The organism is Sporosarcina sp. D27 (assembly GCF_000586555.1).
Lineage (GTDB): Bacteria > Bacillota > Bacilli > Bacillales_A > Planococcaceae > Sporosarcina.
The window spans coordinates 37,195-61,994 of record NZ_AZUC01000058.1 but is presented as its reverse complement, the minus strand read 5'-3'; the positions used below and the strand labels follow the sequence as shown (position 1 = coordinate 61,994).

Here is a 24,800-nt window from a genome sequence, read left to right as displayed (position 1 = left end):
ATCCCTATGATCAACGCAACAAATCCAGAAGTCTGGAGTGGCCGAATCGACGATGTTACCAAGCGTGCAGCATTTCGTCTTCATCAAGTGATGCAGCTGAACTCTCCGAAAGAAAGCGCTACCAGTCCTACTTGTGCACTGATCGGGTTTTCATCTGACGAAGGAGTTCGACGAAATAACGGTCGCACCGGAGCTGCTGCTGGCCCAGATTCACTTCGCCGTGAACTTGCGAAACTTCCTTGGCGACAACCAGAGTCACACCAAATTGTTGACTTAGGAACCGTTGTTTGCGAAGATGGGAAACTAGAAGACGCCCAGCGTGAACTTGGACAAACTGTCCGCCAGTGCTTAACTGATAACAGAAAGCCTGTCATTCTTGGGGGCGGCCATGAAACCGCTTTCGGGCATTATTTAGGAGTAAGAAAATTCGTAGGACCTGATGCGAAGATTGGTGTTATTAACATTGACGCCCATTTCGACTTACGCAGTTATGAAAAACAAACGTCTTCAGGGACCATGTTTAAACAAATGCTCGACACAGATGAAACCACCTCTTATTTCGTCTTAGGCATACAAGAATTTGGTAATACACAATTATTATTTGACGAAGCAGATCGTCTTGGCGTTCACTATATAACAGAACGACAATTAGAAGAGACACCTGTTGAACACATCTATACCCAGCTCCATCAATTTATCGCTACTCAAGATTATATTATGCTTACGCTTTGTTCAGATGTATTGGACGCTGCTGTAGCACCTGGCGTCAGTGCGCCTTCGCCATTCGGACTTTCTCCGAAGCAAGTACGAGAACTCATTCGTATTGTTGCGTCTGCACAGAAAACGCTTTCATTTGACATCTCAGAAATCAATCCTTCCCTCGATGAGAACGGCCGTACTGTTAAACTCGGCGCTTACTTAACGAATGAAGCGATTGTCTCACTGCTTGGAGGTACACAGAATGACAATTGAATTGAATCAGGTAACAACGCTATTCCTCGCAATGGCGCTGTTTTTACTCGGCACGGCACTCGTGCGTAAAACCAAGTTTTTACAAAAGTTTTGTATTCCTGCACCAGTTGTCGGAGGATTGCTATTCGCCATTCTTGCAACAATTTTGAAAGCAACAGGGCTTGTGAACTTTACACTTGATACATCTCTCCAAAACTTATTCATGCTAACGTTTTTCGCAACTGTCGGGCTTGGCGCAAGCTTCGCACTCATAAAACTAGGCGGAAAACTCTTGATCATCTATTGGATTGCTTGTGGATTTCTTGCGATTATGCAAAACCTCATCGGTGTCTCCATGTCATACTTGTTCGACATTCATCCCCTAATCGGAATGATGGCTGGAGCCGTTTCCATGGAAGGCGGACATGGTGGTGCGACTGCTTACGGAACGACTGTGGAAGCGATGGGAATCGACTCCGCATTCTCTATCGGAATTGCCGCTGCAACATTTGGATTGGTTGCAGGTGGATTGGTCGGTGGACCTCTTGTTAAGTATTTGATCAAAAAACACGACTTAAAATCTACTGAAGTAGAAGAATCATACGAATATGATGCAGAGGCACATGACCCTGCAATTTCAGTCGATAATTTCACGATGCAAGCGTTCCTCATTGTCGCTTCAATGGCAGGCGGTTCATTGCTAGGTGATGCATTCACAAAATTCACAAGCAGCTTTATGGAAAACGGTATCGTCTTGCCTAACTATGTGGGCGCGATGTTTGTCGCAGTTGTTATTCGTAATGTTGTCGATCGTATTAACGGAAATATTGTGCACATGCGTAGCATCACCCTTATCGGCGATGTCGCTCTAGGCATCTTCTTATCCATGGCACTTATGAGCATTAAGCTTTGGGAAGTTGCAGGTCTAGCACTTCCACTACTCGTAATTGTCTTTGTACAAGTAGTATTCCTCGTGTTGTTCGCGATTTTCGTTCTGTTCCGCATCCTCGGCAAAAACTACGATGCAGCGGTAATGTGTGCGGGTTTTGCAGGACACGGACTTGGGGCTACACCAAATGCAATGGCTAATATGGCCGCTGTAACCGAACGTTATGGCCCATCTCGCACAGCGTATTTAATCGTACCGATTGTCGGTGCGTTCCTGATTGATGTCGTTTCGATGCCAATCATCATTACTACAATAAATATCTTTAGTTAACATTGTAAACCGGCTCATGGTAGCCGGTTTTTTTGTTCGCTATGCATATCCCTGTTGTTCTTCTATTAATTACGTCATAATAAAGCTATATACTGCATATCCAGGAGGAATTCATCATGACTGACATGTACGAAAAACGGCGCCATGCCCTACGCACTCATCTTCAGGACCAATCACTTACTGCGGTGCTTGTAACAGATCCTGCCAACGTATTCTATTTCACAGGATTCAACTCAGACCCTCACGAGCGATTTTTAGGTCTCTTTATAGAGGCATCTAAAGGGAAAACGATTTTCTTCACTCCTGCACTCGACAAAGATGCAGCTGCAGAAAGCTCTGATATCCAAACAATTGTCTCAATTTCCGATGAACAACTTCCATTCGATGTCATTCGTTCTACTGTCGGTGACCTTTCAGGAAACGTTGGAATCGAAGCGAAAGCGTTTAGCTATTTCCGATACAACGAATTCAGTACTGCATTTCCTGCAGCAGAAGTGGCGGATGTTCAGGCTTTCATCAACAAGCTGCGTAAACGTAAAACACGTGAAGAAATCGCTGCATTGAAGAAACCAATAGAAATTATCGAGCGTGTCCTTGAAGAAGGCATCAAGCTCGTAAAAGTCGGAATGACGGAATCCGAGCTGACAGCCGAGCTCGAATACTTAATGCGTAAATTTGGCGCAGATGGTCCCTCTTTCTCGTCGATTGTACTATCCGGTGAAAAAGCTGCGTTGCCACACGGCGAACCTGGCGAGCGTAAACTACAAGTCGGTGATTATTTGCTAATTGACTTCGGAGTGGCGAAAGACGGCTATATGTCTGATACGACACGTACATTCATTATCGGAGAAGCATCCGATCGCCAGCGACTCATTTACGATACAGTACTTGCATCGAACCAGGCCGGAATCCACGCCGTCCAAGCTGGAAATCCATTGAAAACGTTCGACATCGCTGCACGCAATGTCATTCAAGAAGCTGGATTCGGTGAGTATTTCAACAATCGCGTCGGCCATGGTCTCGGAATTGAAGTACACGAAGAACCTTCTATCCATATGAACAACGAAGAAATCGCAGAGCCCGGACTCGTATTCACAATTGAGCCAGGCATCTACATCCCAGGTGAAGGCGGCGTTCGAATCGAAGACACCGTTTATATTAATGAAGCTGGCGAAGTTGAAGTGCTTTCTACATTCCCTCGCGAGTTAAGAATTCTAGGCTAATAGAAAATTGAGCAGTCGTTTGCATCATGTCAAATACATGACGCAAACGGCTTTTTTGTGCTAATTTCCGTGTTTCGCAGCGAGATAGCCCTGCCCCAAATGCGCGAAGCGCTACCAATTAATCCCTCCAAGCACTTGAATTGTGTCCCATTATCGAGAAACTCTGCTACGTGTCGGAAAAATCAGGCGGAGTGATTGAGAAAGTCTCCCAGTGTCTGAGAAATCAATCGGAGTGTCGGGCATTCCCCGAGAACTGTCGGAGAACGTAGAATGCACAGCTCGCAGCGGGATAGCCCTGCCCCAAACGCGCGAAGCGCTACCAATTAATCCTTCCAAGCAGTTGAATTGTGTCCCGTTATCGAGAAACTCTGCTAAGTGTCGGAGAAATCAGTCGGAGTGATTGAGAAAGTCTCCCAGTGTCGGAGAAATCAATCGGGGTGTCGGGCATTCCCCGAGAACTGTCGGAGAACGTAGAATGCACAGCTCGCAGCGGGATAGCCCTGCCCCAAAACACGCGGAGCGCTACCAATTAATCCTTCCAAGCAGTTGAATTGTGTCCCATTATCGAGAAACTCTGCTATGTGTCGGAAAAATCAGGCGGAGTGATTGAGAAAGTCTCCCAGTGTCTGAGAAATCAATCGGAGTGTCGGGCATTCCCCGAGAACTGTCGGAGAACGTAGAATGCACAGCTCGCAGCGAGATAGCCCTGCCCCAAATGCGCGAAGCGCTACCAATTAATCCCTCCAAGCAGTTGAATTGTGTCCCATTATCGAGAAACTCTGCTATGTGTCGGAGAAATCAGGTGGAGTGATTGAGAAAGTCTCCCAGTGTCGGAGAAATCAATCGGAGTGTCGGACATTCCCCGAGAACTGTCGGAGAACGTAGAATGCACAGCTCGCAGCGGGATAGCCCTGCCCCAAACGCGCGAAGCGCTACCAATTAATCCTTCCAAGCAGTTGAATTGTGTCCCGTTATCGAGAAACTCTGCTAAGTGTCGGAGAAATCAGTCGGAGTGATTGAGAAAGTCTCCCAGTGTCTGAGAAATCAATCGGAGTGTCGGGCATTCTATGAGAACTGTCGGAGAACGTAAAATGCACAGCTCGCAGTGAAACTAACCCTTCCAAAAACGCGCGAAGCGCTACCAATTAATCCCTTAATGATGTTGAATTGTGTCTCGTTGCCGATTCTTCTCTTGATAATGCCGATTCACGACACCTTAGTTCCGATTCCTAACGGCAAACTGCCTATAACAGCCTCCATGTTGCCGATTTTCTCTCGTAGCGACCTAGCCGTCACCAAACATTCCTAAAAAATGCTATAACACCACGAAACAGCCATTGAATCGGCGCAAACACTATATCGGGTACGACAAAAAACAAATCTGACAAGCAACCACTCTCTTCTTTCTTCTTGTTACGCTTAGCTCTTTTTCCATTCACACGCCGCCACCCCTTCCACACTCAATTCCCAGTATCTTCTACATATCCTTCTTTAATCCTTCCTATCACATGCAAAAACGCCCCACAGTAGTGGAGCGCCTTCACTCTTATTTTTTCGTTTTATTTGCCACTTCAATCGCACGATTCGTTCCTTCTGCCGCTTGTTCCAATGCTTCAGCCGGATCTTTTCCTTGATACATATCTTCAAGTGCTGTCACAATTTGTTGACGCGACTCTGGGAACACGGAAATGAGCGCGCCTTGTGTTGCATAGCCTGGGACCGTATCTTGTAACTGATCCACAGTCACTTTATATTGAGGGAATTCGGCCCACTTCTCTTTCACGTTTTCTTCGTCATATGCTTTTGGGTTAATCGCAAAGTAACCAGTATCCAAATGCCACTTCGCCTGAACTTCAGGAGTCGTTAAGTATTTCATGAATTCCCAAGCAGCTTCTTGCTCCTCTTCTGCAATCCCTTTCGACATCCAAAGTGATGCCCCGCCGATTACAACGCCATTGCGTTTCACTTCGTCCGCATGTGGGATATATGCAACACCGACTTCAAACGGCGCAGTGTCGATTGCTCCTGCAACCCCTGCGGATGAATCCAAATACATCGCTACTTTTTCAGATGCAAACGCTGCACGGATATCATCCCAGTTTGTTCCAAAGTTTCCGAACGTTTTCGCTTTGTTCATTGTATCGAGTGTGCGGAACACGAGGCGTCCTTCGTCACTATTGAAGGCAGCTTCCGTTGCATCACCTGTGCGCCCATTGTTTTCATTCACATAGTCGCCACCTTGTGTTGCCAATAGTTGCTCGAAGAACCAACCATACGTCAGCATGGAGAACCCGTACATTTCACCTTTTGTCAGCTTTTCAGCGGAATTGATGACCTCTGCGAACGTTTCAGGTGCTTTTTCAGGATCGAGTCCAGCTTCCTTGAACGCATCTTTGTTATAGATCATAACTGGTGTGGAAGAGTTAAAAGGCATGGAGTACAACTCGTCATCCACTTTGTAGTAGTTCAAGATGTTCTGCTCGAGCTCGTCAGCGTTAAAATTATTTTTGTCAATAAACTTCTGGATTGGCTCAATATAGCCGCTGTCGATCATATACTTTGTACCGATTTCAAAAACTTGTGTGATCGCAGGAGCGTCTTTCGTTCCGCCGACACTACGTAATTTGGTCAGCGACTCTTCATACGTCCCCTGGAATTCGGCTTTCACTTCGTATTTATCTTGAGACTCGTTGAAGTTTGCAACGATTTCATCCAACGACGTTTGTCCAGTCCCGGACATGGCGTGCCAAAACTCGATGGACACTTTGCCATCTTCTGTCTTCGTAGCTTCGCCTTTCGTGTCTTCTCCCTTATTCTCTTCATCCTTCGTGCTGGAGTCACTATTCGTACACGCTGCAAGGACTGCCAGACTGAGTACCGTTAAAAATAATAGCATGAGCTTCACAGTTTTTCTCATCTTCCTCTACACCCCATCTCTCATAGTTTTCATTCTATTGTTCTGCTAATAAACAGTGTTGATTTACGCTTCAGACGGACGCTTTCCGCGGGCTCGATCTCAGCCTCCTCGGCGCTACGCTTCTGCGGGGTCTTCGATCTTCGCTGATTCCGCAGGAGTCGCCGTCTTCCGCTCCAATCAACGGAGTATATTTGAAGTTAATGATTCATTTATATAACACCATCACTTCAAAGCACCCTGCGACAAGCCTTTTTGCAATTGCTTCTGTCCGATGAACAACAGCAATAACGTCGGAATGATGACGACGATGACACCAGCCATGACCACCCCCCAATCGGTTGAAATCTCTTGGGACTGCAACTGCTTTAATCCGATTTGAACTGTTCGCACCGAACTATTTGTCGTGATCAGCAATGGCCACAAATACATATTCCACGTCGTCAGGAAGCCATATGCCCCAAGTGTGACGAGACTTGTTTTGGAAACTGGTAAAATCACCTTCCAAAAGAACGCAAAGCGACTGAGCCCTGCAATTTGGGAAGCCTCCTGCAACTCTTTCGGAATCGTTTTGAAATGCTGGCGCAGCAAGAACGTTCCAAATGCGAGTGCGAAAAATGGCAAGGACATTCCTTGATAAGTATTCAACCAGTCGAGCTTTTGAATCGTAAAAAAGTTCGGAATCATCGTCGCTTCCCATGGAATCATCATCGTGGAGATGAATAAGAAGAATACGAGGTCTCTTCCTTTAAACGGAATAAAAACGAATGCATAGGCGGCCAAACTACAAACTGCGAGCTGCCCAACCATGACACTAAGTGAAACAATGAAACTATTCAACAAGTATTTAAGTAACGGAAGCCTGTCAAACACCTTCGCATAATTATCGAAATTAAATGCTTCCGGAAAAAATCGACCTTGAAGAATTTCAGGTCCACTCATAAATGAAATCATAAAAGCATACAACACAGGGAAGAACACCAGAAAGGATGTGACAGTCAATAGAAAGTAAATCCAAACTTTCTTAAGCGTCGAGTCTCTCACTGATAATGCACCTTCCTTTCGACAAGCTTAAATTGAAGGATGGTGACCACCAGAATGATAACGAAAAGAATAACCGCCTGCGCACTTGCCGTTCCAAATTGATAATTGATGAACGCTTCCCGATAAATCGAGTACACAATTAAATTTGTTGACTGAGAAGGTCCTCCTTTGGTCAAAATATCAATCTGGCCAAAAGTTTGAAATGCATTAATCAGTGAAATGGTAATGATGAAAAATAACGTAGGTGATAGCATAGGTATTGTAATGCGCCGAAGTCTATAAAAATACCCTGCCCCATCAATGCGTGAGCTCTCGTACAGATGCTCGTCAATGTTTTGTAATCCACCGAGAAGAATCAGAAACGAGAACCCTGTATTCATCCAAATCGTTGAAATCGCAATCGATATAAGCGCCCATTCCGGATCCAGTAACCACTGGATTTGCGGAAAATCGAGAACAAGCAAAATCCGATTGAAAACACCGACACTCGGATGGAACAAAAACAACCAGATGACTGAGGATGCGGCAACAGATATTCCCATTGTTGACGAATACATCGTTCTGAAAAAGCCAATTCCTTTCAGCTTTTCATTTGCGAGCAATGCAAAAAATAATGAGAGAATAATACCTATAGGCACCGTATACAGGACGAATAACCCAGTTGCCTTCATACTATTCAAAAATGCAGGAGATGTGAGTAAGTAGCTGTAGTTTTCAAACCCCACATTGACCGCTGCATTTCCGTTTTGATCGGTCAGAAAAAAACTTAAGTAAATCGTCCTGATCATCGGATAAAAGAGGAAGACCGCAAATAAAATGATGGACGGCAAAAGATATAAAAATCCAACACGTAAGTTTGCAGAACGTTTCCAGATACCTGGAGCACGAACCGTCGTCATAGGATCACCTCTTTCGCAATCGAGAGGTGCTCAAGACCCTCTGGTTTACGAATCAGCTCTCCTGTCTCTTCATCAAATACACAGAAGTATTCAGCGCCTAACAAAATAGGAATATGATCACCAATTGCTATATCCCATTGTCCACTCCATTTCGCCATCCATTCACGCTGTCCGACTTGGAAAGAAAATACGGTTTCATTGCCAAGGATTTCGACATTCGTCACCTCAACCTGAATCCGATTTCCACTCTCCGTCCCAGACACGAGTGGTTTTATATGCTCTGGACGTATCCCTGCTAGCAACGATCTCGCAGAACTCGCTACAAGCTGTTGCTCATTCATCGGAACATGGATCGTATCTTCAATGAAAACACCAGACTTGGTCGGTTCCGCCCTGGCTGGACTAATATTCATAGGCGGTGAACCGATAAATGTTGCGACAAACGGATTCGCAGGATAATTATAAATATCGATTGGCTTTCCGACTTGCTGGATCTTCCCTTCGTGAAGGATCATAATCCGATCACCCATTGTCATTGCTTCCACTTGGTCGTGCGTTACGTATATCATCGTGATACCAAGCTTACGCTGAATTCGCCGAATCTCCATCCTCATGTGAGCACGTAATTTCGCATCCAAGTTGGAAAGCGGCTCATCCATCAAACAGATCGGTGCTTCGCTTACAATCGCACGTGCAAGAGCAACTCGCTGTCTCTGACCACCTGAAAGTTCACGCGGCTTACGTTTCAAAAAGTCGGTTAACCCAAGCATCTCTGCAACTTCGTTAGCTCTTTCTGTTTGGACGGCTTTTTTCACCTTCTTGACATCGAGCCCAAACGTTATATTCTGCTGCACTGTCAAATGTGGATACAAAGCATAATTTTGAAAAACCATCGATAGATCACGCTTGTCCGGAGACAAATGATTTGCACGTTTCCCGCCGATTTCAATTATTCCACCAGTGATTTCTTCCAGTCCAGCTATCATCCGCAGCATTGTACTCTTGCCACACCCAGAAGGACCGACTAAGACAAAAAACTCTCCGGGTTCGATCGTTACGTCGATATTCGAAATCACATCGACTTGTTTGTCATAAGACTTTGACACGTCAATCAGTTCGACTTTCTTCATCCAATCCATCCTTTCGGGTAGTCAACTTCCATTTGACCTGTCGCTCTTATCAAGGTCATGGTATCATTTCCAGTAACAAGTTTTCGTACTATTTACATAAGTTAACATCAACTTTACACGAGATTTACATTCAAAAGGATCGGAGGTCACTCTCTTGAAGCTACTAAAGGTCGGCACTATTCTCCTTCTCTTCCTTTCCGGCTGCTCTCCTACTTACCAACAACCTGTTTCTCTACCGTCAGAACCGTTTCTTGTAATTGCACACCGCGGAGCCTCTGCGTATGCGCCAGCGCACACATTTCCATCCTATGAGCTCGCGATCGAAATGGGCGCACATTATATTGAACTCGATCTCCATCGGACGAAAGACGGCAAACTCGTCGTCCTTCACAACGATTCAATTGAATTGAATGGCAGTGAATTGGAGATTGATGAGATCACCACAGATACGTTAAGCGCTTTCAAACCTGCAGATGAATTCAATCGACCGGATAACAAATTCGCATCTCAGAGGTTTACTAGTCTTCGTGTTCCTTCCCTTGAGCAAGTACTGCGTGAATTCGGAGACCAAACCAATTACTACATTGAAATCAAGTCTCCCGATCGTTATCCAGGTATTGAACAGCAACTTTTTGAACAGTTGGACGGTCATCACCTGCTAGACCGAGATGATCCGCTTCCGAAAGTTATCATCCAATCTTTCAGCAGTGACAGCTTAAAAAAAGTACATGAATTGAGTCCTACCACTCCTCTGATCCAACTATATTCATTTAAGAAAAAAGCGAATTTGTCATCTGCAAAACTGAAACAAGTATCACGATATGCCTCTGGTATAGGAGTAAACGCAGAGGTTGTTACAGAACAGCTTGTGGAAGCCGTGCATCAGTCAGGGTTAGCGATACACCCTTTTACTGTCAATCAATCAGAGCAAGCTTCCACTCTCATTTCACTGGGAGTGAACGGTATTTTCACCGACAAACCGGATCTTATAATCAACCTTCTGCATCAAAATTCTAAATAATAGTAAATTTCAAAATAATTATAGCATACTGTATGCGAACATTCTCTACACTATCCAAAAATGTTAAATATATTGAAGTTAGCACTTTCTTAAATAGGTCTTATAACTTCAATACATATGCCATTAAACCTATTCAAGCCGTCAAAATTTTGTCGATAAATGACGTATATCCTTCAGATGGTTTCTTTCCCATTTACTTCAATTTATCAAACATTACTTAGGATGGCGGTCTACTATGGAGCTAGCAACTCAAACATACAAATATAAGCGACTTTTTTTAATCATCACTTTCGTAGTTATTCTGCCTCTTATTGCTGAAGAATCGCTTATTCGGATTTATCACTTAGAGTTCAATAACAAAATTTGGTATAGCCTCTTGGGAACCGGAACTATGCTCCTCTTTTCCACACCGGTTTTCATATACTTGTTCCGAAAAGCTGATAAAACTGCTTATTCTCTACAAAAACAACTTGTAGAGAATAAAGAAATTCAGCAGAAACTGACGTTAACCAACATCGAATTGGACTACAATGCCAATCATGATTTTCTAACAGGTCTTCAAAATCGGTATAGATTATTTCGCGTACTCGACAAAATGACGGCAGAGCGTTCCGAACTCGCTATCCTTTTTCTCGATCTTGATCGTTTCAAGTCGATCAATGATACAATGGGGCACTTGTCAGGCGACAAGTTCATTAAATTGGTTAGTATGCGACTGAGGCAAACGATTCCCATGGGTTCCCAAGTTTTTCGTCACGGAGGCGATGAGTTCGTCATTTTGTCTGAACTGCCAAACTCACGAGCCGTTGAGATTGCACAACATATACTGGATGCGTTCAAGGAACCATTTGAAGTCAACAACACGTTCCTTTATACGTCTGCAAGTATTGGAATTAGCCACCTTCCTGAACACGGTTCTGATTCAGTGACACTATTAAAAAATGCCGATCGGGCGATGTATCGCGCCAAAGAGCTAGGCGGAAACACATATAAAGTATTTTCCCAATCTGCCGAAAATGAAGAACTGAAGAAACTGATGCTTGAAAATGATCTCCGGAATGCTTTAGAGACCGATCAGTTACTCATCCATTATCAACCGGTGGTCAATCTTGCGACGGGGCGTCTTAAAAGCTTCGAGGCACTTGTACGATGGAAGCATCCTGAATTAGGACTCGTGCCCCCAGGAGAGTTCATACCCGTTGCGGAGAGGTCAGGTTTGATCAACGATATAGGTACATGGGTATTGGAATCAGCATGCCGACAAGTGAAAGAGTGGCACAGTGCCAACGATAACTTAGGTCTTGCAGTCAACGTTTCCATCCGACAGTTCAAGGATCCAAAATTCCCAGTTTTCGTGAAAGACGTCCTGGAAATTACTCAATTCCCTGCTCATTTACTTATTTTAGAAATTACAGAATCCATGATGTTGAATGATTCAGAGTCTGTCCGAGTCATCGAGGAAATTCGTTCGCTCGGCATAAAATTAGCAATTGATGACTTCGGAACCGGCTATTCGTCCTTGAGTAAACTCGGATTTTTACCAATCGACTATTTAAAAATTGACCGGTCCTTTACGATGGAGATGCTGACCCATGAACCCATGCAATCCATTGTACAGACGATTATCGATATGGGACGTAATCTCGATATGGAACTTATTGCAGAAGGAATTGAAGAAGTTGACCAATCAACACTTCTCGCACAGTGTGGATGCCAATTCGGGCAAGGTTATTTGTTCAGTAAGCCACTACCCGCGGAAGAAATTGAGATTACATATAACCTTTCAACATTATTGAAAGTGAAATAACTCTCACTATTCCATTCAAGGTACGGAAACGCTCGTTTCTCGGGGCATTCCGATCGTTTCCGATAAAAAAGACTGCTTGTCCGTCTCTATTGACGGGCAAGCAGCCTTTTTTGACTTGGTGGAAATAGAAAAAAAATCCCCACTTCCAGAAATAGAAGTGAGGATAGAATAGCTCGATCAGTTCCAATGGCCCTGTTCGACAAGATTCTTTTTACTTTTGAATGCAAAAAGAATTGCTAGGATGTTAATAACAAACATTGCGGCGATGATCCAAAGAACGATTGTGTACGTTCCAGAAAAATCATATACAAACCCATATGCAGGCAATGCGATGATGGATGCCACAGCAAGACCCAATGATGCAGTCGCGTAAATTTGGCTATAGTCTTTACTTCCGAAAAGCGTTGAAGCAAGCGTTGGTGCAAGTGTCCCAATGGATGCAGTAGTAAATCCAAAAATCCCTGCAGCAATTGTAACAAGCACACCATTTTCAGCAAAGAATAAGAACATTGCAATCGCCACAACTCCGAGAAGCATAGCAAGTACTGATGTATTTTTAGAGCCCAGTTTATCACTTAGTACTCCAAGCACCAGTGCTCCTACCAACACTCCTATCATAGAAACCCCCATCACTGTTCCTGAAAAACCAACAGAATAACCTTTGTTTGCAAGAAACGTTGGTATGTGAATGGAGAAACTCGCAATTGCCGTAATTAGGAAGAAAAATACTGCTAGTGAATAGAATGCTCCTGACTTGCGTGCAATTGCAAAAGAAATACCTTTGTCATTTGTGTCCTCGGCTGGTACTCCATCGATAGACGCAACCGCTGCACCATAAGGCAACAAGCCTTTGTCTTTTGGTGATTTACGGATGAGTAACAGAATCACTGGTATGACAATAATCATTACTGCGACACCGACAATAATATACGTCTGGCTCCAGCCTCGACCCGCAATAAGATTTCCAACTACAGGTTGAGCAATCGCACCGATTGCACCTCCAGCAGCACCCATAATCCCTAGCGCCAGCCCATTACTTTTCTTAAACCATTGATTGATTAAGACTGGTCCTGCAATAACAGTAATGAACACACCACCAATTGCCAATGGAATAGAGAATACGTACCAACCCCATACAGCTTTCATGAATCCAAAGGCAGCGAAAGCGCCTGCCTGTAAAACTATAGCAAAAACAAGAAGTGTTTTCGTATCATATTTCGCCATCAACTTTCCACCGATCGGCAAAAATACTAACGTTACAATAGCTGAAATACTTAAGTACAGCGTTAAGTTCCCAATTCCAACTCCCAAATCCTTAGCAACCGGGGTAATGAATAGACCCGCTGTATTATTGAGCGCGCCTTTTCCAAGTCCGACCATTAAACATAGCCCAACTAAAATCCACCATGCGTAATGAATTTTACTTTTTGTCTTTTCCATACTAGTCCCACCTTATTCTTTTTTGTATTGTGCGCACCTTTGATAATCCACGACTTGTCCAACCAACATAGTATATCACTTTTCGACAGTATTTAGATGTTCAAATAAATAAAAAAACTTTTTCCAGAAGTCTGAAAAAAGTTTTAAATTATTTTTAGAATAATTTATGCCAACTCAAAAAGTTTATCCAATCAAATAATACCTCGAAAATTATTATTCCGAAATAATATAATCCAATTCATGCGCATAAGGCATTGCGGACAATGCACCTGTTTTCGTCACACATAGCGCTCCCATCTGATTTCCGAAACGAACCACTTCTTTCCACTCAGAGGAATTTACTGGGTATCCATGTAGATGAATCTGACGTAATACCCCAGCCATAAATGCATCCCCGGCTCCAGTTGTATCTACTGCCACCGCTTTGACTGAAGGAATGTGAAACTGTTCACCATGAATAATGGCAATCGTGCCTAAGTCACCTCGCGTAATTAAGACTACAGGAATCGCATACATTTCAAGTTCAGACACCCCTTCTTCCAACGTCTCCTTATTCGTCATGAATGTTAGCTCTTCTTCCGTTAGTTTGACAAGATCTGCATCCGTCAAAAAAGATGTCGTTGTTTCACGACAGATTTCTTCACTTTCCCATCGTAAGGGGCGAATATTTGCATCAAATGAGACAAGTGTATCCTTTTCTTTCGCAAGCTTCACTGCTCTTCGAGTCGTTTCTAGAGCTGTCGGATGAAACATAGTGCCTGAGCAAATATGTAATATAGACGCTTGCTCAAACGTTTCTTCCCGTAAATCTTGTGCAGTTACTTGAATATCCGGTGTTTCGTTTTGGTAATTTGAAAAAACGCGATCATGCTCTGGTGTTAGATGTACGTAAACGCCATTCACACGTTTTGCGGGTTCAAGGATAGCGGCTGCCAAGTCAACCCCTTCTTTCTGAAGCTCTATGCGCACAAATTCAGATGTTTCGTCATCCCCGGTTATAGTGATGAAAGATACTGGTGCGCCTAGACGAGCGATGCCAGCTGCCACATTGACAGTTGCTCCGCCTAAATACGTACTAAATGATGAATTGGTTTCGTCTTCAGCGATGTAATCGACAAATACATCACCATAGATCAGAATGTGTTTGTTCATTATGTATGGTGTACTCCATTTCTGAGTTTTTATACAGTTTATCATGGAAGTTCCTCTTATAGAAGGAGGGGATTCGATGAGCACGAATATACACCATCCGGATCAATTTCTTGTTTAAGCACTCAAAAAACTGCCTAGTCCAATAACTAGGCAGTTGTCCATCCATTTATTAGCGCTGCAACAAGAGTTCAGACTGTGCTTTATGTTTCGTATAAAGCGGATTATCCGGCTGTAACTCGATTGCATGTTCAATCGCCGTAATTGCATCTTGGTGGCGATTAAGTGAGCGTAAGCTGTTCGCTTTATGGAACCAGAAATCATATCGTGTCGGATGTCGTTCTACGAGTTCATCCATCACCTCGACCGCCTCTTCGTGACGCCCGAGTTCGCGTAAATAATTCGATTTATGATAGAGATGAAATGCGTTTTCAAAAGAGAGCGCCGCGCCTTTATCAAACTCAAGAAGCGCATCTTCTGGTTGGTTCATTAACCGGTAACAATAGGCTGTGTAAAAATAGAACTCCAAAGCATCTGGAGCAACCACTAACGCCCGGCTATATTGTTCCAAAGCCTCTTCAAAACGATCTTGGGCAGCTAAATAAAACCCTGCATAAAATAGTAGATCCAAGTTGTCTCCATCGGACTCGAGTGCTACTTGTACAGTTTGTGAAGCGGCTGTCCAATCTTTATCTGCTGCATAAGACTTCGCTTCAAGAACTGCTGGATGTTGTGGATCTTCGAGTGTATCTGTCAGTAATCCAAGAACCCGCTCTTGCTTTTGTTCATCCGCGTACATCACTGCTGATTTCCCATCGAAATCTTGTAGATGAACAGATGCTCCTGCTTCATGCAATGTTTGAATTACATCTGCGTACAGCCTTCCGCCATCCCCTAAAATCACCGCTTCCAGCAACGCGGACCATCCAAGGTGGTTAACATGGTCGACTGGAACACCTACTGATAGACATGCTTCCACAGTATGTAAATAGCCTTTTTCAGCTGCTGGTAGCAAAGCTGTTCCACCGAAACGGTTCACACTAGTTACGTCCGCTCCTGAAGTAGCCATCAAACGTAACGAAGCAGTAAACCCATTTGCTCCTGCGCAAATGAAAGGCGTCAATTCTGTGATATCTCGATGATTTGGATCACTCCCCGCTATTAGCAACTGGGCAACTGCATCCGTGTCGTTATGTTGAACGGCAATCATCAACGCTGTCCGCCCCATTTCATCAGTCACTTCAACATTTGCTTTTTGTTCAAGCAAATGTGAAATACGAGGATGGTCTCCCTGATGTACAGCTTCTAACAACTCGGTGTCCCTTTTGTTTCCTTCCATGTCCTATCTCCTTTTCACTATCAAATTTCTACTAGTTTCAGTGTACTCGATGTTGAAGTTTTTTTCCTTACAATGAATCTTGAAATAGGATTATGTGGTAAAACCGAATTTACTCGCATTATTACATGTTGCATAATTAGTTGACTCCCAGCGCATTAAAACCCGTGCTAATTTATAAAACACCTTCTTGGTCAAAGGAACCTCCCTTAGTATGTTGGACAATTCAGCAGGCGCCCAAGTGTCACATTTCGTCATTGACCGCGTTTCGTACTATTACATTCATCGCAAGGCACAAAAAAGACGATTTTGCACTTACCGCACAGATGCATTAAAAGATTGTCGATGCTTGTCAACTCGATGTGGATTTAATCTGTGCGGAAAATCATACAGAAATCGCATTCAGTCAAAACGTGACAAACTTCTTCCATTTGTTTGCTTATCACTTAGGCAGAAACTTGCATGAGGGCGATCATATCATCATTACAGAAACGGATAACCATGCAAAAGTGAATCCTTGGTCGGTTGGTATATTTAAACATAATTGGATAGAGACCAATATTTCTTCGAAGTCGGATTGCAGAACCACGAAGGTATCGAAGTACAGACAGGGAACTTGACAGGTTTTTCAATGTTTTGGAGCTGATTCGTAAACAATTGAATACCCATGTCCATCAATAAGCGGACGAGTAAATGCCCGTGCCTGTTTTTATAACAGAGACACGGGCATTTTATGAATGCTTATCTACCACAGCATTTCTTATACTTCTTACCGCTACCACACGGGCATGGGTCATTGCGCCCGACCTTCACTTCATGCACAGCAGACTGTTCCGTCAACGGCTTTACTTCTGATCGCTCCAATTCAAACATCTCTTGAGGGGTATGTCCTCTGTTTTCAATGAGACGAACTGCATTGGAGACATTGATGGCAACAGGGACGATTTTTTTCACCTGTTCTTCCGCTAATGGTCCTGCTTGCGCCATTAGTCTACCGATAACTTCCATGAAGTTCGCATGCCACATAGACAATCCGACCATGAACGTATGAAGCATCCGGTCAATCTGGATTTGTGGAATGTTCTCCTTCAGGAATAGTTTCTCAAGATGGAGCAATTCCGGCGTCTGATCGAAATAACTAGGATCTGCATAGCGCAACAACTGTTCTTTTGCCGGCTGATAATACGGTTTCTCAATCGTTTCCCTTACAAATTGTTCAGGGACGATTCCGGCAAGTTTCGGTCCTAGGAAAACTGTATCTTTATAGAGAATATCTTCTTTTTGTAAGCGCGAATCCAATTCATCTGAAGTAAGGAGTTCTTGCACGTTTCCAACAGTGATCTTATGGTCATTTTGTTGATTGTACAACGTGATGACTTGCTCAAACTGCACCATGCCATATAACCGGGTCATCGCTTTGATGTACAGTTCCACTTCTTCTTGCTGCTCTGAAGTTAGTTCATGTTTTGCAGATTTCTTCGGAAGTGATTTTTCAGGTTTCGCAGCTACTTGCTCCTCCGAAAGTTCTGTGTCGCGGTACGGATCACTAATAATCGCGTAATTTTGATGGTTAATAGAATCCCATTCCGTCTTTTTATATTTAACGATTTTTAACGATTGATTAATCCTATTTTTATCGTACGGTTCATATCTCGCATTGGATACCCATTGCTTCATATGATCGTGTTCAGGATGTGTCGGATCTTCCATGATCGCTAAGAACGATGTATATCCTGGAGGACCACCGACGTCTTCCGGTGGTGCTGTTCCTTCTCCATCTAACAGCGTCGGGAAACCGAAGTGATAATCTTCTACGATTTCTTCTAGCTGAATCGAAAAGCGCCAGTAATCGCCCAAGTCATACGTATACATTAGTTGCTTGTGTTCTTCTAAGTATTTATCGATTTTGACTCGAGTCGGCAGTTTTGGAGTAAGGATCTTAGAGTCTTTAAGTTCCTCTCGTTGAACAGGATTATCAGTGATGCACAGGCCATCCACTCTAACTTCAAAAAAGTGATACGGTTGATCCGTAAAGTAACTTTCAAAATTCGTCATTTGTTGGATGATTTCATGGAGACGATTAAACGTCGCCCCTGCAGGCATAATCACTCTTCGCCTTACTACTGGTACAACGTCAACCATTGTTATGTTTACTATATAAGACTTCATAGAGTCACCTCATCTAATGCTGTTATTAGTTTGCTAGTGAGATTAAGTGTATCATAGTTCGCTGACGCATTGCGGTTGTAGGTGTCGAGAAATGAAATTCGTTAAAAATTCCCAGTTAGTCATACATATCGCGACTCCTTATTCAAAAAATTCGTTGACTTCAAAACGTTTCTCCTTTATGATAAATATAACTTTCAGAAAGTAGGTGATGACAATGGCAAACTTCAACTTGACAATTGCAAATTGGATCGGACCCATACTTTCACCTGCCATGCCTTAAGTATAGGCATGTTTCTTCTGGTATGCGCGTGAAAGCATGGAGTCCGATCCACGGACCCCATGCTTTTTTATATGCCCATATTTAGGAGGAATTCACTTGAACACACTACAAAATTATGGTTGGAACGAACTTCACCAATCACATTGGAATGAACAACAGCAAGACTTTAAAGCAAACGACTGCACGATTGGACGAGTGACTTTAGAACACAAGCATATGTACCGGGTCGTTACTGAACAAGGTGAGTGGCTCTCCGTTTGTTCCGGATCTCTACTTCATCATGCAATCGGCCGGCGGGATTACCCCGCTGTCGGAGACTGGGTCGCGATTGAGCAAATGCCTGGTGAAGAGCGCGGAATCATCCATTCAATTCTCCCGAGAACTTCTGTTTTTTCCAGGAAAACTGCGGGGGACACCATGACTGAGCAACTGATTGCAGTCAACGTCGATATTGTCTTTCTTGTCACTTCCATGAACGATGATTTCAATATTCGAAGACTGGAACGGTACTTGGTTGCGGCCTATGACTCGGGTGCTACACCAGTAATCGTGTTAACAAAAGCCGATCTGTGTGATGAACCACAAGATTTTATCGACCAAGCACGCAGCGTTGCATTCGGTACGGAAGTACTCGCTGTCAGTAGTAAAACTGGCGACGGAATCGATCAGGTCATCTCTCTGCTTAAAGACGGTAAAACCGCGGCGCTGTTAGGCTCTTCAGGTGTCGGAAAATCCTCCCTAGTCAACGCAATTTGTGGCGACGCGACGATGACGGTGCAAACAATCCGCGAAGACGATGCGAAAGGTCGCCATACAACGACACACCGCGAACTCATTGCGTTACCTGCTGGAGGTGTACTAATTGATACGCCTGGAATGCGGGAATTCCAGTTATGGAACGATAGTGAAAGTGTCGAAGGTAGTTTTTCAGATATTGAAGCACTTTCAGAGTCATGCAAGTTCAATGATTGTAGCCATAAAACCGAGCCAGGATGCGCCATTCAACAAGCGTTAGGTGAAGGCTCTCTAGCAGAAGACCGTTTCGCGAGCTACCTCAAATTGCAACGAGAAATTGCCTACTTGGATCGAAAAACAGATGCCCAAGCACAAATTGCTGAAAGAAAACGTTGGAAGGCAGTTACAAAATCCCTACGAAAATGATTTTCTGGACAATAAAAAACGAAAGCGGCAATAGAGTTGGCCGCTTTCGCGTTTCTTCATTTTAAAATGGCTTTCACGATTAGTTGGATGATCAATCCAATAATTACTACGCGCAACAAAATTTTAACGTACTTTGGGTTCAACTTCTCTGCAATTCGTACACCGATTTGAGCACCGGACAGAGAACCCAGTACAAGCGCTATTGCGAATGGCCAAATGATTTTCCCCATTGCGATAAAACTGATGGCAGCCCCTAACCCGCTTGAAAATGAAGCGAGTCTCACAAATCCAATCGATCGCATGTAAGAAATTCGCAACTGATTGAACAAATAAAGGAGCAGTGTTCCTTGTCCCGGACCGAACAGCCCGTCATATAGTCCGATTCCGATAAGTCCTGCCACTCCTGTTTTCGATGGTTGCAGAGTGGCTTCTCCTGCAAAGTCCGCTTTAGAGAGAAAAGATGTGAAAAAGGCCCCAATCAGCAACACAATTGCGAGTTTGTAAAGAGTAGCTTCTGCAATATGGGTCGCGGTGAGTCCGCCTAACGTGCCAGCTGTAAGTGATATTGGAAGAATCCACCACGACTCACGGAGAGTTATCTGCTTCTTTAATAGAACGGTAAGGAATGTAGTAAAGGAACTGAAAGTTGTGGAGATCTTATTTGCCCCGATTACAGAATGGATCGGAATTCCCATTAACAGCATCGCTGGCATCGTAATAAGCCCGCCTCCGCCAGCAAGTGTTCCAAGCATCATTGCAATAAGACCCGTGAAAAAGAGCAATATGTAATCCATACTCACTCACCTCCCTGTCTGTTGTAGTATACCCCTCTGCAACAGATAAGGTAATTCGATAGTTTAGATGGAATAACATAAGCCTTTCTTATAATTCATAACTCAAGATTCATAAGAAGATTTTACCGTGTCAGCTTGTTTCTTTTTCTTCTTCCATTCGGGATACGATTTACTGACAAACGGGATTTCATCGCAACCTTGTGCTTTGTTCGTATAGACCGCCATCACGAATAGCACGTTTGCCATCAGTTGGGCAAAATCGAATAGAATTTCTGGAACTTCGCGCTCTAACGATACTTTGTGAAGTGCTCGTACGGATTTCTTGGCTTCACTTCGACATACGTGAAGGACAGTAGCCGCATGGGTTCCTTGCGGGAGCACAAATTGTTCTATCAATTCACCAAGTTCTTCGACATACTCATCATAGATGTCACTTAGACGTTGTAAGTCATCAGGGAAGATAGCCAGTTTCCCTCTGACAGACCCATTCAAATGGTATGCAAGTGGTTGTAACCAGCGAAGATCCGTGTGAACTTTCTCTACCTCTTCCGTCAGGGATAACGCTTCTCCGATCCTTGTGGTCAGCGAGTCTGTTCGAATTTCAAAGTCTACCGTAGACGCGGATTCTCGCATAAACGGGTAACAAATATAGCGCATATCTTTTTTCATGGTTATTCCTTCTTTCATTATAAAATGCTTTTGAATCCATATAGCATAGCAACAAAACTCAACTTTTGATAGAACATTGAAAGTGAAAAACTTAAACGGTTTAACTTACTAATCATTGGAGGTACGAAATGTTAACAACAAAACAACTCAAAGGGATCGAACAGTTACAACAGCAATGCGAACAGTACGAAACGATTGAATTGAAATTGAATTGGGAAATGCTTCGGGAAAGAAAAGGTGATTCACTAGATTTCTTTATGTGGAATGATGATGAACTGATTGCTTATTTAGCGCTATACGGATTCGGTTCCACAGTCGAAGTATGCGGCATGGTGAAACCGCAAGAACGCATGAATGGATACTTTACAAAACTTTGGCACGAGGCACAACAAGCGATTGAAGACAATGGATTCAAGAAGGTATTATTTAATGCACCAGGAACCTCAGAATCCGCCAAAGGATGGATGTCAGACCAGCCGTGCGACTATTCGTTTTCAGAGTTCCATATGCATTGGCATCAGAAAGAACTTTCGAAATCAGAAGATATCGTGCTGAGAGAAGCTACACCAGAAGACAAAGCGTTTGAAACTGCATTGGATGCAGATGCCTTTTTCTTTTCATTAGAAGACGCCGAATCCTACTATAACGAAAGATTGTCCCGCGAAAGAGAAAGTAGGTATATCATCGAGGTCGATGAAACTCCAATTGGCAAGATCCGGGTCATGCGTAATCTGAACGAATCCTATATATCCGGCTTCGCAGTGATATCTGAATGTAGAGGTAAAGGCTATGGAGGTAAGGCGCTGCAATCAATTGTTAAACAGGAACTGCCTACTGGAAACATTATAAAGTTAGACGTAGAAACACAGAATGAAAACGCTTTGAAATTGTATGAACGTATCGGATTTGTGCAGCAAGAGCGACAGGATTATTATGACGTTCCCCTTGCCTTAGTAACTAAATAGTTAGAAGTGTAAACGAAAAAGCAGAGAGGAAATTCAACAACTTCCTCTCTGCTTTTTTGTGGGATCGATTTCGTTAGTTGCTCCGCCCGATCTTCTCAGCCACCCGTTCCTTCGTAGCTAAAATTGCCTCAATCATCATCTGCAACCTATCTTCCGTAAGATTAAACGTCACACACCCAATACTAATAGCACCTACAACTTCTCCTGTAATATTACACACTGCCACTCCGATTGAAGAAGTGCCTTCAGTTCGCTCACCGTGACTGATTGCATAGCCCTGCTTCCTAATCTCCTGCAACATTTTCTTGAAAGCGTCCTGTTCGTACTCCGGCACAAGTTGCTGAATAATTTTCTCGGATTCTGAAGTCGGCATACACGCCAGCATGGTTTTATTAGCCGCCCCTATATTCATAGGAATCCGCAGACCAAGCTTGTCATACATTCGGATTTGGTTGTTCTCATTATCAATTCTCTCGATAATAATCGCCTCTAACCCCGTACATTTACTCAAATAAATACTCTCTTCTACTTCCCTACTTAGTCGATCTAATTCTGGACGAATGGACGATACATAATCCATCGTATCGTAAGCGCGGAGACCATATTCCATCCATACCGGTCCCAATTTATAGAGTTTCGTATCAGCAACTTGTTCAGCGAGGCCTTGTTTCACCATCGACTTCAAGATGCGATGAAGGGTACTCAATGCTAAGTCACATTCCTTAGCTAGTTCTGAAATAGAGATGCCAGTAGAAGTATTTTCAGATGCTAAAATTTTGGCAAGCTGCATGACTCGATTGATTGTCTGCATAAGTTCACTTCCTAGTTGTGAGTTGAAATTCAATTTTATTTTCTAAATACATTGACATTATAACATACTCAGAATATATTAACAGATAAGGTTTCCTTTCAGCGGAAACACTTTCCACCAGACGGAAAACAGGAGGCATAATGATGAGATACAACAGTTCGATGTACAGTCCACTAAAGCACGTGATTATGAAACATCCAAGAGATGCATTTAAGTCTCAAGATCATCTATCGAAAAACTGGAAAACGTTCAACTATCTACGAGAACCGAACTTCGATGAAGCACTCAATGAGTTTTCAGAATTAGTGAACATATTAGAACAGCAAGGCACTCAAATCGACTACCTTCCTTCAAGTGACACTGTTGGTTTGGATTCAATTTATGCTCATGATCCAGTGAAGTTCACTCCAGCTGGCGCACTCATCTTAAAATCCGGTAAAAAACTGCGTCAACCCGAAGCTAATGTATTTAAAGAGTTTCTAACTGAAAGAGGAATTCCTATTATTGGAGAACTTGTTGGAGACGCTGTTTCGGACGCTGGGGATATCGTATGGCTTGATGACCGAACTTTACTCGTAGGTCGAGGCTACCGGACAAATGATGAAGCTATTCGTCAGCTGAAAGAAATGACAGCTGATTTAGTGGATGAATTCATCGTAGTACAGCTCCCACATGACCAAGGCGAGGAAGAATGTCTGCATCTGATGTCATTCCTGAGTGTGGTGGACAATGATCTAGCTGTCGTGCATTCACCTTTAATGCCCGTTTTCCTCCGTCAGCTGTTACTACAAAAAGGATTCCAGCTAATTGAAGTACCCAAAAAAGAATATGACACGTTAGGCTGTAATGTGTTGGCAATCGCTCCTCGTGTTTGTGTGCTGACGAATGAGAACGCTTCCACTATTCAACAATTGAAAGATGCTGGTGCAACTGTACACGTTTATAAAGGACAAGAAATTAGTCTTCTAGGTACTGGCGGTCCTACTTGTTTGACATGCCCAGTCGTTCGAGGATAAAAAATAATCGTAATTGATAAGGAGAGAATGCAATGTTCACAAATGTAATCGTTAAGAAACCAGGAAAAAGTTATTTGGAAGGTCTAACTACTTCAGATTTAGGAAAGCCGGATTATGAACTCTTGCTTAAACAGCATGAAGCATATGTGGAAGCACTCGAAAAATGTGGAGTTGCTGTAACGAAACTCGAGGAAAGTGAAGAATTTCCGGACTCGACATTTGTTGAAGATGCTGCTGTATTGACTACGGATTTTGCAGTTATCACAAACCCTGGGGCGGAATCTCGAAATGCGGAAACCGTTGAAATCGAAGCTGTCACTAAAAAGTTCTACAAGAAGTTTTATTTTATACAATCTCCTGGAACGCTTGATGGCGGGGATGTCTTACAGGCAGAAGATCATTTTTACATTGGAATCTCTGAGCGCACGAACGAAGAAGGTGCTAAACAGCTCAAGGAAATCTTGGAGTCAGAAGGATTCAAAGCGACAATTATTCCTTTGAAAGAGTTTTTCCATTTGAAGACAGGAATCGCTTACTTAGGAAACAACCAGTTAGTTGTCGCTGGAGAGTTCGTGGATCATCCTGCATTTGACTCGTATGAAAAAATCGTCATTGGAAAAGAAGACGAATACTCAGCAAACTGTATCCGCATGAACGATTACGTGATCCTTCCAAGCGGCTTCCCGGAAACAAATCGCAAGTTCACCGAAGCTGGCTATCAAACGATTGAATTAGACATGTCTGAAGTTCAAAAACATGACGGTGGTCTAAGCTGCCTATCGCTTCGCTTCTAAAGAACGCT

At 43.3% G+C, this 24,800-nt stretch carries 22 protein-coding genes; 10 read left to right on the top strand and 12 right to left on the bottom strand.

Annotated elements, in window-relative coordinates:
* The first annotated feature begins 6 nt into the window (after positions 1-6).
* The 3 genes from hutG to N693_RS0115690 all read left to right on the top strand — a co-directional run bounded on the left by hutG (position 7) and on the right by N693_RS0115690 (position 3,393).
* Positions 7-972 (top strand): formimidoylglutamase, encoded by a 966-nt coding sequence (gene hutG / locus N693_RS0115700; RefSeq protein WP_025785781.1) that lies wholly within the window; start codon positions 7-9, stop codon positions 970-972.
* Positions 962-2,170 carry a sodium/glutamate symporter gene (gene gltS / locus N693_RS0115695; protein ID WP_025785780.1) on the top strand — a complete coding sequence of 403 codons (1,209 nt, stop codon included), beginning with the start codon at positions 962-964 and terminating at the stop codon, positions 2,168-2,170. The genes hutG and gltS overlap by 11 nt, the downstream gene beginning before the upstream one ends.
* Before the next feature lie 116 nt (positions 2,171-2,286).
* The gene (locus tag N693_RS0115690; RefSeq protein WP_025785779.1) at positions 2,287-3,393 is read left to right on the top strand and encodes a Xaa-Pro peptidase family protein; all 1,107 of its coding nucleotides are present in this window, start codon (positions 2,287-2,289) and stop codon (positions 3,391-3,393) included.
* A gap of 1,292 nt (positions 3,394-4,685) precedes the next feature.
* Here N693_RS0115690 and N693_RS20305 read toward each other — a convergent pair.
* The 5 genes from N693_RS20305 to N693_RS0115665 form a co-directional block, all read right to left on the bottom strand.
* On the bottom strand, positions 4,686-4,832 hold the full coding sequence (locus N693_RS20305; protein ID WP_156028945.1) for a hypothetical protein: 147 nt from the start codon (positions 4,830-4,832) through the stop codon (positions 4,686-4,688).
* Between the two features lie 107 nt (positions 4,833-4,939).
* Positions 4,940-6,310, bottom strand: a complete 1,371-nt coding sequence (locus tag N693_RS0115680; protein ID WP_025785778.1) for an ABC transporter substrate-binding protein — start codon at positions 6,308-6,310, stop codon at positions 4,940-4,942.
* 222 nt (positions 6,311-6,532) lie between these two features.
* Positions 6,533-7,321, bottom strand: coding sequence for a carbohydrate ABC transporter permease (locus N693_RS0115675; RefSeq protein WP_371257570.1), 789 nt, complete (start codon positions 7,319-7,321; stop codon positions 6,533-6,535).
* Between the two features lie 26 nt (positions 7,322-7,347).
* A complete protein-coding gene (locus N693_RS0115670) occupies positions 7,348-8,250 on the bottom strand; it encodes a carbohydrate ABC transporter permease (protein ID WP_025785776.1) in 903 nt (300 codons plus the stop codon).
* Positions 8,247-9,380 carry an ABC transporter ATP-binding protein gene (locus tag N693_RS0115665; protein ID WP_025785775.1) on the bottom strand — a complete coding sequence of 378 codons (1,134 nt, stop codon included), beginning with the start codon at positions 9,378-9,380 and terminating at the stop codon, positions 8,247-8,249. Before N693_RS0115665 ends, N693_RS0115670 begins: the two co-directional genes overlap by 4 nt.
* A 154-nt stretch (positions 9,381-9,534) precedes the next feature.
* Between N693_RS0115665 and N693_RS0115660 the strand changes: the two genes are divergently transcribed.
* Positions 9,535-10,401: a glycerophosphodiester phosphodiesterase family protein gene (locus N693_RS0115660; RefSeq protein ID WP_025785774.1), complete on the top strand. Its 867-nt coding sequence runs from the start codon at positions 9,535-9,537 to the stop codon at positions 10,399-10,401.
* Positions 10,402-10,636: 235 nt separating this feature from the next.
* A complete protein-coding gene (locus N693_RS0115655) occupies positions 10,637-12,208 on the top strand; it encodes a bifunctional diguanylate cyclase/phosphodiesterase (protein WP_025785773.1) in 1,572 nt (523 codons plus the stop codon).
* A 177-nt stretch (positions 12,209-12,385) separates the two neighbouring features.
* On the opposite strand, the gene N693_RS0115650 is transcribed toward N693_RS0115655, so the two are convergent.
* From N693_RS0115650 to N693_RS0115640, 3 genes are all read right to left on the bottom strand, one after another.
* Positions 12,386-13,648, bottom strand: a complete 1,263-nt coding sequence (locus tag N693_RS0115650; protein WP_025785772.1) for an MFS transporter — start codon at positions 13,646-13,648, stop codon at positions 12,386-12,388.
* A gap of 213 nt (positions 13,649-13,861) precedes the next feature.
* Positions 13,862-14,800, bottom strand: a complete 939-nt coding sequence (locus N693_RS0115645) for a carbohydrate kinase family protein (protein ID WP_025785771.1) — start codon at positions 14,798-14,800, stop codon at positions 13,862-13,864.
* A 169-nt stretch (positions 14,801-14,969) separates the two neighbouring features.
* Positions 14,970-16,136 carry an ankyrin repeat domain-containing protein gene (locus N693_RS0115640; protein ID WP_025785770.1) on the bottom strand — a complete coding sequence of 389 codons (1,167 nt, stop codon included), beginning with the start codon at positions 16,134-16,136 and terminating at the stop codon, positions 14,970-14,972.
* Positions 16,137-16,495: 359 nt separating this feature from the next.
* On the opposite strand from N693_RS0115640, the gene N693_RS20820 reads away from it, so the two are divergent.
* Positions 16,496-16,753, top strand: coding sequence for an aminotransferase class V-fold PLP-dependent enzyme (locus N693_RS20820; RefSeq protein ID WP_172643605.1), 258 nt, complete (start codon positions 16,496-16,498; stop codon positions 16,751-16,753).
* 121 nt (positions 16,754-16,874) lie between these two features.
* On the opposite strand, the gene N693_RS19730 is transcribed toward N693_RS20820, so the two are convergent.
* Positions 16,875-18,302 (bottom strand): plasmid pRiA4b ORF-3 family protein, encoded by a 1,428-nt coding sequence (locus tag N693_RS19730; protein ID WP_025785769.1) that lies wholly within the window; start codon positions 18,300-18,302, stop codon positions 16,875-16,877.
* Positions 18,303-18,678: 376 nt separating this feature from the next.
* Here N693_RS19730 and rsgA point away from each other — a divergent pair, with 376 nt between their 5' ends.
* Entirely contained in the window at positions 18,679-19,743 is a 1,065-nt protein-coding gene (gene rsgA, locus N693_RS0115625) for a ribosome small subunit-dependent GTPase A (protein ID WP_025785768.1), read from the top strand.
* 56 nt (positions 19,744-19,799) lie between these two features.
* On the opposite strand, the gene N693_RS0115620 is transcribed toward rsgA, so the two are convergent.
* Both N693_RS0115620 and N693_RS0115615 read right to left on the bottom strand, forming a co-directional pair.
* Complete coding sequence (locus tag N693_RS0115620) at positions 19,800-20,537, bottom strand: sulfite exporter TauE/SafE family protein (protein WP_025785767.1); 738 nt, start codon at positions 20,535-20,537, stop codon at positions 19,800-19,802.
* Between the two features lie 102 nt (positions 20,538-20,639).
* On the bottom strand, positions 20,640-21,206 hold the full coding sequence (locus N693_RS0115615; protein WP_025785766.1) for a hypothetical protein: 567 nt from the start codon (positions 21,204-21,206) through the stop codon (positions 20,640-20,642).
* Positions 21,207-21,334: 128 nt separating this feature from the next.
* Between N693_RS0115615 and N693_RS0115610 the strand changes: the two genes are divergently transcribed.
* The gene (locus N693_RS0115610) at positions 21,335-22,171 is read left to right on the top strand and encodes a GNAT family N-acetyltransferase (protein WP_025785765.1); all 837 of its coding nucleotides are present in this window, start codon (positions 21,335-21,337) and stop codon (positions 22,169-22,171) included.
* 73 nt (positions 22,172-22,244) lie between these two features.
* Here the strand turns inward: N693_RS0115610 and N693_RS0115605 are convergent, their stop codons facing one another.
* Positions 22,245-22,982, bottom strand: a complete 738-nt coding sequence (locus N693_RS0115605; protein WP_025785764.1) for an IclR family transcriptional regulator — start codon at positions 22,980-22,982, stop codon at positions 22,245-22,247.
* A gap of 143 nt (positions 22,983-23,125) precedes the next feature.
* On the opposite strand from N693_RS0115605, the gene N693_RS0115600 reads away from it, so the two are divergent.
* Positions 23,126-23,998: a dimethylarginine dimethylaminohydrolase family protein gene (locus N693_RS0115600; protein ID WP_025785762.1), complete on the top strand. Its 873-nt coding sequence runs from the start codon at positions 23,126-23,128 to the stop codon at positions 23,996-23,998.
* Positions 23,999-24,030: 32 nt separating this feature from the next.
* Positions 24,031-24,792: a dimethylarginine dimethylaminohydrolase family protein gene (locus tag N693_RS0115595; protein WP_025785760.1), complete on the top strand. Its 762-nt coding sequence runs from the start codon at positions 24,031-24,033 to the stop codon at positions 24,790-24,792.
* The last annotated feature ends 8 nt before the right edge of the window (positions 24,793-24,800 follow it).

What these genes read in the sequence shown, in the direction of transcription:
- hutG (WP_025785781.1), top strand. Translation starts at nt 7, where the DNA reads ATGATCAACGCAACAAATCCAGAAGTCTGGAGTGGCCGAATCGACGAT.
- gltS (WP_025785780.1), top strand. Translation starts at nt 962, where the DNA reads ATGACAATTGAATTGAATCAGGTAACAACGCTATTCCTCGCAATGGCG.
- N693_RS0115690 (WP_025785779.1), top strand. Translation starts at nt 2,287, where the DNA reads ATGACTGACATGTACGAAAAACGGCGCCATGCCCTACGCACTCATCTT.
- N693_RS0115680 (WP_025785778.1), bottom strand. Translation starts at nt 6,310, where the DNA reads ATGAGAAAAACTGTGAAGCTCATGCTATTATTTTTAACGGTACTCAGT.
- N693_RS0115670 (WP_025785776.1), bottom strand. Translation starts at nt 8,250, where the DNA reads ATGACGACGGTTCGTGCTCCAGGTATCTGGAAACGTTCTGCAAACTTA.
- N693_RS0115665 (WP_025785775.1), bottom strand. Translation starts at nt 9,380, where the DNA reads ATGAAGAAAGTCGAACTGATTGACGTGTCAAAGTCTTATGACAAACAA.
- N693_RS0115655 (WP_025785773.1), top strand. Translation starts at nt 10,637, where the DNA reads ATGGAGCTAGCAACTCAAACATACAAATATAAGCGACTTTTTTTAATC.
- N693_RS0115650 (WP_025785772.1), bottom strand. Translation starts at nt 13,648, where the DNA reads ATGGAAAAGACAAAAAGTAAAATTCATTACGCATGGTGGATTTTAGTT.
- N693_RS0115645 (WP_025785771.1), bottom strand. Translation starts at nt 14,800, where the DNA reads ATGAACAAACACATTCTGATCTATGGTGATGTATTTGTCGATTACATC.
- N693_RS0115640 (WP_025785770.1), bottom strand. Translation starts at nt 16,136, where the DNA reads ATGGAAGGAAACAAAAGGGACACCGAGTTGTTAGAAGCTGTACATCAG.
- N693_RS19730 (WP_025785769.1), bottom strand. Translation starts at nt 18,302, where the DNA reads ATGAAGTCTTATATAGTAAACATAACAATGGTTGACGTTGTACCAGTA.
- N693_RS0115620 (WP_025785767.1), bottom strand. Translation starts at nt 20,537, where the DNA reads ATGGATTACATATTGCTCTTTTTCACGGGTCTTATTGCAATGATGCTT.
- N693_RS0115615 (WP_025785766.1), bottom strand. Translation starts at nt 21,206, where the DNA reads ATGAAAAAAGATATGCGCTATATTTGTTACCCGTTTATGCGAGAATCC.
- N693_RS0115610 (WP_025785765.1), top strand. Translation starts at nt 21,335, where the DNA reads ATGTTAACAACAAAACAACTCAAAGGGATCGAACAGTTACAACAGCAA.
- N693_RS0115605 (WP_025785764.1), bottom strand. Translation starts at nt 22,982, where the DNA reads ATGCAGACAATCAATCGAGTCATGCAGCTTGCCAAAATTTTAGCATCT.
- N693_RS0115600 (WP_025785762.1), top strand. Translation starts at nt 23,126, where the DNA reads ATGAGATACAACAGTTCGATGTACAGTCCACTAAAGCACGTGATTATG.
- N693_RS0115595 (WP_025785760.1), top strand. Translation starts at nt 24,031, where the DNA reads ATGTTCACAAATGTAATCGTTAAGAAACCAGGAAAAAGTTATTTGGAA.